Here is a 2,317-nt window from a genome sequence, read left to right as displayed (position 1 = left end):
CGGCCCGGGGTTTCCCCCGGGCCGGGAGCCCTACCGCCCCGGGTTGATCAGTCCTGGCGCACGTGCCCCGTATAGGTCAGCCAGGCCCGGTAGCGGGCCCGCACCAGCTCGGGAATGGCCACCACCCGGTAGCGGCCCGCCCCGTGGTGGTGCTCGACCACGTAGTGCTCCCCCTCCCACGCCGGGATCCGTCCCAACCACGAGGCGGCCTCAACCACCTCTTCGAAGGCGTCCTCGTCGATGCTGGTGCGCGGGAAGTAGGACACCTCCACGCTGGTGTGCGCACTGATCGGCAACCCCGGGTGCTCTTCCAGGAAGGTGGCCAGGGCCCGCATGTCCGCGATGATGCGTGCCCGCAGATCCGGGCTCGCGGCGTCGGAGAAGAACCCCCACTCGGGCACGAACACCCCCGGTACCTGCCCACCCGCCTGGTCGTTCTCGGTGTTGTGGTCAGGGTTGGTCCGCCTCATGCCGCCTGCCCTTCGCCGCTGGTGTGCTGCTGGTAGTAGGGGGCGGGGTCGGCAAAGACCAGCACGTCCTCGTGCTGTATCACGTGCACCGGCCAGTCGCCCTTGCGCAACCGACGGGTCTCGATGAGTTGGAAGAAGGAGGTCCGGGAGACCACCTCCCCGTCCCGAAGGGCGCACAACAGCGCGGCGCACCGGTCGATCTGGACCAGCCCGGCCCGCCGGCCCGCCTCGGCCACCTGTCCCGGGAAATCGATCAGCTCCCCGTTCTTGCGGTAGGGGCGGGTGGTCACCACGACCACCCCACCCGGGGCGAGCAGGGTGCGGCAGGCCGCCATGATGCGGGTGAAGGAATCCGTGAGCTTCTCCGGGCGCTGGTAGGCGAGGTTGGCCGCCCGCCGGTCCCGATCCCGCGAGTAACGGTGCGCGTGCTTTTCCACCGCCCGGGCCCCGTCACGGCGAGACTTGACCTGCCCGTGCGTCATCGACCCGTACGGCGGCGAGGTCAACACCAAGGCGACCTGTCCGGCCAACGAGGTCGACGCCAGACCGGCGGCGGTTGCGGCGCCCTCGCCGGTGTGCACCTGCCCCAGGCCGGTGGCGCCCTGAACGGTCGCGGTCTCCAAGTTCAAGCGGGCGATGGAGGCCCACTTGGGCTCCAACTCGATCCCCACACCCCTCCGACCCAGGTGGGCGGCCTCCACCAGGGTGGTGCCGATCCCGCACATCGGGTCCAACACCACCTGCCCCGGCCGGGTGTAGGCGGTGATGGCGTGGCGGGCGATCTCGGGCAGCATCTTGGCCGGGTGCTCCACCGACAGCCTCGAGTACCGGTCGCCGCGCTGCTGGCGGGCCTGACGCTGGCCCGTGGCCCACACCGACAGCCCCGCACCCGCCCCAAGGTCTACACTGCCGGAGCCCTCGTGGTGGTGGTCGTGCACCCGACATTCAAGAGGAGCCGTTCCTTCGGGGTGAGCGAGGTGGTCCCCGCACTGTTCCTGGTTCACGCCCGCACCTCCACACCCGCCCGGGCCGGCGTGGTGCGGCCCTTCTTACGGAACACGCTGATGTTCAGGTGGGCGGGCGAGGTGATCGTGGCCGCGGCCTCGGACACCGAGGTCGACAACCCCACCTCGGCCTCCCACTGGTCCGGGCCGGTGTGGGGGTCCTGGTCGGGGTCGAACCCGCCCTTCCCTCGCACCGGGATCGTGGCACCCAGCCCGGCCTCGCAGATCGGCACCGTCAACGCGATCACGTGCTGCAGATACACCAGCCCCGCGCACGCAGCGGCCCGCACCACCCCCGGCGCGGGGTCGACCACCCCGGTCGGGGTGTGCCCGATCGGGGTGATGACCGCGACGATCCCACCGGGGCGGGTGATCAGGGCAGCGAACTCCACACGGGCCCGAGCCCGGCGGCGGCGTGCTCCGGTCGAGGTCGTGCAGGAGGTGGCCGCGGCCAGGCTCGCCACGGTCAGGTTCGCCCATGCCAGGTCAGGTGGCGCGGCAGCGCTGGGGCCCGGTGCGTCCAGGGTGGGGCTGAGCACCTTGTTTCCTCGGCCTTGGATCCAGGCCTGCTCGGCCACCTCGCCCGCTGCGGTCAGGTCCGCGACCGCCTGGCCGGGGCGGGTGTACTCGGCCACCAGGCGGGCGGCCAGCCGGGTCGGAACGGCCACCTCGCCGTGGTGGTGCCGTGGTGCCGTAGGCGAGGCGTGCTGGGTGTGGTCGGGTGCGCAGGGCCAGATCGCCAACGGCGGCCGACCCCCATCGTGCGAGGTGGTGTTCGGGGTGTGACCCAAGACCGAATCCCTTCTCGTTCGTGTTTTGCCCTTCACTGAGGAAGAAGCGCGC

The 2,317-nt window shown here is 71.4% G+C and carries 3 protein-coding genes; all 3 read right to left on the bottom strand.

Annotated elements, in window-relative coordinates; all coding sequences use genetic code 11:
* Positions 1-47 precede the first annotated feature (47 nt).
* The 3 genes from DSY14_RS27585 to DSY14_RS27575 are packed head-to-tail and all read right to left on the bottom strand — an operon-like array spanning position 48 to position 2,142.
* Positions 48-470, bottom strand: coding sequence for a hypothetical protein (locus tag DSY14_RS27585; protein WP_211719528.1), 423 nt, complete (start codon positions 468-470; stop codon positions 48-50).
* Positions 467-1,474 carry a DNA methyltransferase gene (locus DSY14_RS27580; RefSeq protein WP_307851355.1) on the bottom strand — a complete coding sequence of 336 codons (1,008 nt, stop codon included), beginning with the start codon at positions 1,472-1,474 and terminating at the stop codon, positions 467-469. Before DSY14_RS27580 ends, DSY14_RS27585 begins: the two co-directional genes overlap by 4 nt.
* Positions 1,471-2,142 carry a hypothetical protein gene (locus DSY14_RS27575; protein ID WP_307851354.1) on the bottom strand — a complete coding sequence of 224 codons (672 nt, stop codon included), beginning with the start codon at positions 2,140-2,142 and terminating at the stop codon, positions 1,471-1,473. Before DSY14_RS27575 ends, DSY14_RS27580 begins: the two co-directional genes overlap by 4 nt.
* Positions 2,143-2,317 lie beyond the last annotated feature (175 nt).

This window comes from Nocardiopsis sp. MG754419 (assembly GCF_018207095.1).
In the GTDB taxonomy this organism is placed as follows: domain Bacteria; phylum Actinomycetota; class Actinomycetes; order Streptosporangiales; family Streptosporangiaceae; genus Nocardiopsis.
Note: the sequence above shows the minus strand (reverse complement) of the source record. Positions and strands in the feature narration are given on the sequence as shown.